A 6,271-nucleotide genomic window follows, 5' to 3' on the forward strand; every position below is an offset into this window, starting at 1 on the left:
GGCGCAGCCCTGTCTTTAGGGGCGCGGGGAACTGCGCGGCCAGCCCCCACCCACCCGCACATCACAAACAACCCGCGGCAGCCACCCGCTCACGACTTGCCAGCCCCACCCCCCAGGTGTGCTCTGGAAGGCAGGGCAAGGAGAGAGGAGTCCCCCATGACTCACGCGGCACCCGCATCACGTACGCCCGTCGCCACAAAGCTGGCGGCCCCCGTACTGGGCGGCATCGTCTACGGCCTCTGGGCGGCGGCCATCGGCCGGGACGCAGGCCCGATCACCGGCTGGAACGCCCTCCTGGGCGTGGTCTCGGCCATCGCCTTCGCCGCGGTCTCCTACGGCATCCACACCCTCGTCGTCCCACGCCTGCGGCGCGAGGCGCGCGCGCTCGCGTGGACGGCGTTCACGGGCATCGCGTTCGGCTTCCTCTACAGCCTCACCGACGCCAGCGTCCTCAAGTCGGCGGGCCTGGCCTGCGTGGTCGCCGCGGGCGTGTTCGCGGTGGTGTTCTACCGCTACTACACGACCGAGAACTGAGCGAGTACCGAGTACCGCACGACCGAGGACCGACCGAGGACCGAACCGACAGCCGCCCACCCCCACCCCGTACAGCTGACGCCGTTCCGAGGCCCCGGCCCCCAAGCCGGGGCCTCGGAACCGTGCGGGCGGCCCGGGCCTCACCCACAGCTCCCCGTCCCGGACCACCCGTTCCCCGGACTCACCGCCCGCCGGGCACCCACTCCCGGCCAGAGCCCGAGGCGTCCCGGCAAGCCGGAGAAACTCCAGCTCCAGGCACGTGATCGGCCTTCTTTCCCCAGAACCAGGAAACACCCGTTCGGGTGAACCCTCCACCGGAGCCCCACCGGCCACGGAAATCCCTGCCGCCATCACCGATGAGTTTCCGCGCGCCCGACGGTCTGCATCTCGAGACCGATCGGGGACTGCGTCCCGAGACCGATGTTCTTCGGGGACGGCCGACGCACCCTTGAAGAACCACGGAAACGACACAAAGAACTCGAACGACACGATCAACGCACGACCGACCCACGAGCAATCCACGAGCAATCCACGAAGAAGCCACGAGAACGACGCGGATGGGGCAGACGGACATGACGAGCAGCGATCACTGGGCCGGGCCGGCCATCGAGACCGCCGGCCTGGTGAAGACCTTCGGCGACAACCGCGCCGTCGACGGCGTCGACCTGCGCATCGAGGCCGGCACGGTGTACGGCCTGCTCGGTCCGAACGGGGCGGGCAAGACCACGACCGTACGCATGCTGGCGACTCTGCTGCGCCCCGACGGCGGCGAGGCGCACGTCTTCGGCCACGACGTCGTACGGGAGGCGGACAGGGTCCGCAGCCGGGTGAGCCTCACCGGCCAGTACGCCTCGGTGGACGAGGACCTGACCGGCACGGAGAACCTCGTGCTGCTGGCCCGTCTGACGGGCCACAGCAAGAAGGCCTCGTACAACCGCGCGGCCCAACTCCTCGAAGCCTTCGGCCTGTCGGAGGCCGCGGGCCGCCAGGTGAAGAACTACTCGGGCGGCATGCGGCGCCGTATCGACATCGCCGCCTCCATCCTCAACACCCCGGACCTGCTGTTCCTGGACGAGCCGACGACGGGCCTGGACCCGCGCAGCCGCAACCAGGTCTGGGAGATCATTCGAGCGGTCGTCGCGCAGGGCACGACGGTCCTCCTCACGACCCAGTACCTGGACGAGGCCGACCAGTTGGCGTCCCGGATCGCCGTCATCGACAAGGGCAAGGTCATCGCCGAGGGCACGAAGGGCGATCTGAAGGCGTCGGTGGGCGCGGGCGCCGTGCACGTACGACTGCGGGACGCGCACCAACGCCCGGAAGCCGAGCGGCTGCTCCGGCAGGCCCTCGACGCGGACGTACAGCTGGAGCCGGACCCGGTGGCACTGACGGCCCGGGTCGGGAACGGCTCGTCGAACGGCAGCGGGGCCGCCGAAAAGGCGTCCCGCGCCCTCGCCGAACTCGCCCACGCGGGCATCACCGTCGACAACTTCGCGCTGGGCCAGCCGAGTCTGGACGAGGTCTTCCTGGCCCTCACCGGCTCCACCGAGCACGTCCACCCGAAGTCGCAGACGCAGACGCAGACGAAAGAGGCCACGGCATGAGCACCGCGACCCAGACCACCGAGACCACGGACCTCGCACCGGTCCGCACCGAGAGCCTGGCCGAGCTGCTCGTCGCCACCGAGCGGCCGCCGCGCCCGAACGCGCTCCAGACGTCCCTCACCTTCGGCTGGCGGGCGATGCTCAAGATCAAGCACGTACCGGAGCAGCTCTTCGACGTGACGGCGTTCCCGATCATGATGGTGCTGATGTACACGTACCTGTTCGGCGGCGCCCTGGCGGGCTCCCCCAGCGAGTACATCCAGTACCTGCTGCCCGGCATCCTCGTCATGTCCGTCACCATGATCACGATGTACACGGGCCTCGCGGTCAACATCGACATCGAGAAGGGCGTCTTCGACCGCTTCCGCTCGCTGCCCATCTGGCGTCCGTCGACCATGGTCGGCTATCTGCTCGGGGACGCCGTGCGCTACACGCTCGCGTCGATCGTGATGCTGACGGTCGGCCTGATCATGGGCTTCCGCCCGGACGGCGGCTTCTCCGGCGTGGTGGCGGGCGTGGTGCTGCTGATCATCTTCTGCTTCGCCTTCTCGTGGGTGTGGACGATGGTCGGTCTGCTGATGCGCACGGAGAAGGGCGTGATGAGCGTCAGCATGATGGTGCTGTTCCCGCTGACCTTCCTCAGCGACATCTTCGTCCGCCCCGAGACGATGCCGGGCTGGCTGCAGGCCTTCGTCAACAACAACCCGATCACCCACGTCTCCTCCGCGGTCCGCGAGCTGATGGCCGGCTCCTGGCCCGCCGACTCGATCGCGTGGACGCTGGGCTGGGCCGCGGTGTTCGTGGCGGTTCTCGGCCCGGTGACGATGCGGCTCTACAACCGCAAGTAGTCCCCCGCGAGCAGTCCTCGTAGTCCCCGCGAGCAGTCCTCGCAAGCAGTCCCAGGGGCCAGGTATCCGCAGGTATCCCCGGGTATCCGCGGCTGTCCCCCGGAAGAACGCAATCCGCGTCCGGATGCAGTCACCCCGGCCGTGCCCCGATGGCGGAGGGCACGGCCGGGGCTCTTGCTTGAGGGGTGCGGAAAGTCCTCTCGGCGGTGCTGATCGTGCTCGCCTGCGTCCTCGTGCCGCTGGGCGGTCTTTCGGCGTGGGTCAAGTACGAGATCGGCGACACCGGGCGGTACGTCGCCGCGATGGCACCGCTCGCCGCCGGGCCCGATGTGCAGGGCGCGATCGCGGACACGGTCACCGACGGGATCATGAGCGAGATCGAGGTCGGCCCGCTGGAGGGCGAGGTCCGCGCGTACGTCCGCAGGGCGGTCCGCTCCTTCACGGGCACGGAGGCCTTCCGCGCGGCCTGGAACACGGCGAACCGGGCCGCCCACGACGCCGTGCTGCGGGCCCTGCGCAGCGACCACGAGGGCGCGGTCACGCTCGACCTGGCGCCGGTCACCGCCCAGCTGAAGACCCGGCTGTCCGACGACCGCGTGCCGCTGGCGAACCGCATCCCCGTCGAGCACACCGAGGTCACGGTCCTTCAGGCCCAGGAGCTGTCCACGCTCCGAAAGGGGTTCCACGTGCTGGAGATCGCGGGCTTCTGGCTCCCCCTCGCGGCGGTCGCCCTGGCCGTCGGCGGCATCCTCCTGGCGGTACGCCGCCGCCGTGCCGTCACCGCCACGGCCCTCGGCATGGCCCTGGGCGCCGCGCTCCTGGCCCTCGCCACGGTCATCGGCCGCGCCCTGACCCTGGCGGGCCTTCCCCCGGACGCCTCCCGCGCGGCGGCGGGCGCGGTCTACGACGCCCTCACGTCGACCCTCCGCACGGCCACGTGGTTCATCCTGGCCCTCGGTCTCACCGTCGCCGCCGCGACCTGGCTCACGGACCACTACGTGCGACGTCGCGCAGCGTCCGCAGCGCCTGGCCCAGCACCGGCACCGGAACGGACGCGAGCCCGAGCCTGACGGCGTCCGGCGCCCCCTGCGCCCCCACCGCGAAGGCGGGCCCCGCCGTGACCGCGATCCCACGCGCCGCCGCGGCCGCCGCGAAGGTGTCCGCACGCCATGGCGAGGGCAGCTCCCACCAGGCGTAGTACGCGCAGGGGTCGGCGCGCACGGAGAAACCGCTGAGCAGCTCCGCGACGACCCGCTGCCGCCGGGCGGCATCCACCCGCTTGTCACCGACAAGCCGGCCGACGACCCCCTCCTGGATCCATCGCGTCCCCGCCTCCAGCGCGAACCGCCCGGCCGTCCACCCTCCCGACCACAGCGCACCCGCCGCGGCCTCGACCCGCCCCTCGGGCACGACGAGAAAGCCGACGGTCAGCCCGGGCGCGACCCGCTTGGACAGCCCGTCGACGACATGGACGCGCTCGGGGGCGTACGCGGCGAACGGCACGCCCTCCTCACGGAGGAAGGACCAGATGCGGTCCTCCACGACGGGCAGGCCCAACTCCCTCACCACATCGGCGAGTTCACGCTTCCGCGCGTCTCCCATCGTCACGGACGTGGGATTGTGGAGCGTCGGCTGGACGTACACAGCGGAGAGCGGCGCGGCGCGATGGGCGGCGGTGACGGCATCGGGCCGCAGCCCCTCCTCATCCATCGCGAGCGGCACGAGGGTGCACCCGATCCGCGCCGCGATCTCCTTGACCAGCGGATACGTCAACGCCTCGACGCCGACGCGCCCTCCGGGCCGTACCAGCGAGGCGAGCGCGCCGGCGATGGCCTGCCGGGCGTTGCCGGCGAAGAGGAGCTGCTCCGGCCGGGGCCGCCATCCCGATCCGGCCAGCAGTCCGGTGACGGCCTCGCGTGCGGCGAGGGTCCCGGTGGCGGGCACGGTACGGGTCGCCTCGCCCAGCACATCGGCCCGCAGCAAGGGCGCGAGCCCTTTCGAGAGCAGCTCCGACTGCCCTTCCACGAAGGGGTAGTTGAGCTCCAGATTGACGGTCGCCGTGGTCGCGGGCTCGGTGAGGGCCCGCCCCGACGGCACCGGTGCCGCCCGTACGAAGGTGCCGCGACCGACCTCGCCGACGACGAGCCCCCGTCTCACGAGCTCTCCGTACACGCGTCCGGCCGTGGACCCCGCGATGCGTCGCCGCCGGGCGAACACCCGCTGCGGCGGCAGCCGTTCACCGGCCTTGAGCCGCCCCGAGACGATCTCCTCGGCCAGCCGGTCGGCAATACGCCGATAGTCCTCCACATTCACCCCTCTCCCCCTGGATTGCACCGAGGGCAAAGATTTTATTGCACCGAGGAGTTATCCGGACCTAGGGTCCGACTCATGGCTCCCTTCCTCGTATACGAGGACAAAGGCGCGCAATCCTCAATGCTCCCGCCCCTTGTCCTGATCCACGGCCATCCCTTCGACCACACGATGTGGGCTCCCCAGGTGGCGGCCTTCTCTCCGACCCGCCGAGTGATCGCCCCTGACCTGCGCGGCTATGGCGCGTCCCCGGTGGTTCCCGGAGTCACCCCGCTCTCCGTCTTCGCCGAGGACATCGCGAGGCTTCTCGACGACCTGGGGGTGCGGGAATTCGCCCTGGCCGGTCTGTCGATGGGCGGCCAGATCGTCATGGAGTGCTACCGCCGGTTTCCGGAGCGGATCAGGGCCCTGATCCTGGCGGACACCTTCCCGGCGGCGGAGACGGCGGCCGGGAAGAAGTCCCGCAACGACATGGCGGACCGGTTGCTCCGCGAGGGGATGGGGCCCTACGCCGATGAGGTCCTGCACAAGATGGTCGCTCCTTACGCCGCTCCGGATGTGGCGGCCCATGTGCACCGCATGATGACGAGTACGCCTCCGGAGGGGGCGGCGGCGGCTCTGCGTGGGCGGGCCGAGCGGCCCGACTATCGCGAGCTCCTTGCGCGGGTCGGGGTGCCGGCGTTGGTCGTGGTGGGGGAGGACGACGAGTACACGCCGGTTGCGGACGCGCGGGCGATGCACGATGCGATTCCGGACTCGGCCCTCCACGTCATCCGCGGGGCGGCGCACATGCCGAATCTGGAGCGGCCGGAGGAGTTCAACAGGGTTCTGGCGGGCTTCTTGGGCGGTTCTTCTTCCCCAACCCCACCCCTTCCCGAAACCGGGGGCTCCGCCCCCAGACCCCCTCAGGCCGGTGCATAAGCCGCGGGTCCGGTGGGGGCTGGTCGCGCAGTTCCCCGCGCCCCTAAAAGGGGC

General features: G+C 70.8%; 6 protein-coding genes. 5 read left to right on the forward strand and 1 reads right to left on the reverse strand.

Features of this window, described 5'->3' with window-relative positions; genetic code table 11:
- Positions 1–156 precede the first annotated feature (156 nt).
- From GAS53_RS54245 to GAS53_RS54260, 4 genes are all read left to right on the forward strand, one after another.
- On the forward strand, positions 157–534 hold the full coding sequence (locus tag GAS53_RS54245; protein ID WP_151485210.1) for a hypothetical protein: 378 nt from the start codon (positions 157–159) through the stop codon (positions 532–534).
- Positions 535–1,106: 572 nt separating this feature from the next.
- Positions 1,107–2,138: an ATP-binding cassette domain-containing protein gene (locus tag GAS53_RS54250; protein ID WP_151485211.1), complete on the forward strand. Its 1,032-nt coding sequence runs from the start codon at positions 1,107–1,109 to the stop codon at positions 2,136–2,138.
- Positions 2,135–2,986, forward strand: a complete 852-nt coding sequence (locus tag GAS53_RS54255) for an ABC transporter permease (protein WP_151485212.1) — start codon at positions 2,135–2,137, stop codon at positions 2,984–2,986. Before GAS53_RS54250 ends, GAS53_RS54255 begins: the two co-directional genes overlap by 4 nt.
- A gap of 185 nt (positions 2,987–3,171) precedes the next feature.
- Positions 3,172–4,056 (forward strand): hypothetical protein, encoded by an 885-nt coding sequence (locus GAS53_RS54260; protein ID WP_225859720.1) that lies wholly within the window; start codon positions 3,172–3,174, stop codon positions 4,054–4,056.
- Here the strand turns inward: GAS53_RS54260 and GAS53_RS54265 are convergent.
- Complete coding sequence (locus GAS53_RS54265) at positions 3,971–5,293, reverse strand: aminotransferase-like domain-containing protein (RefSeq protein WP_151485214.1); 1,323 nt, start codon at positions 5,291–5,293, stop codon at positions 3,971–3,973. The genes GAS53_RS54260 and GAS53_RS54265 overlap by 86 nt on opposite strands.
- Positions 5,294–5,374: 81 nt before the next feature.
- On the opposite strand from GAS53_RS54265, the gene GAS53_RS54270 reads away from it, so the two are divergent.
- Complete coding sequence (locus GAS53_RS54270; protein WP_151485213.1) at positions 5,375–6,217, forward strand: alpha/beta fold hydrolase; 843 nt, start codon at positions 5,375–5,377, stop codon at positions 6,215–6,217.
- The last annotated feature ends 54 nt before the right edge of the window (positions 6,218–6,271 follow it).

The sequence above is a fragment of the Streptomyces albicerus genome (assembly GCF_008905045.1).
Classification (GTDB): Bacteria; Actinomycetota; Actinomycetes; order Streptomycetales; family Streptomycetaceae; genus Streptomyces; species Streptomyces albicerus.

What these genes read in the sequence shown, in the direction of transcription:
- GAS53_RS54270 (WP_151485213.1), top strand. Translation starts at nt 5,375, where the DNA reads ATGGCTCCCTTCCTCGTATACGAGGACAAAGGCGCGCAATCCTCAATG.
- GAS53_RS54245 (WP_151485210.1), top strand. Translation starts at nt 157, where the DNA reads ATGACTCACGCGGCACCCGCATCACGTACGCCCGTCGCCACAAAGCTG.
- GAS53_RS54250 (WP_151485211.1), top strand. Translation starts at nt 1,107, where the DNA reads ATGACGAGCAGCGATCACTGGGCCGGGCCGGCCATCGAGACCGCCGGC.
- GAS53_RS54255 (WP_151485212.1), top strand. Translation starts at nt 2,135, where the DNA reads ATGAGCACCGCGACCCAGACCACCGAGACCACGGACCTCGCACCGGTC.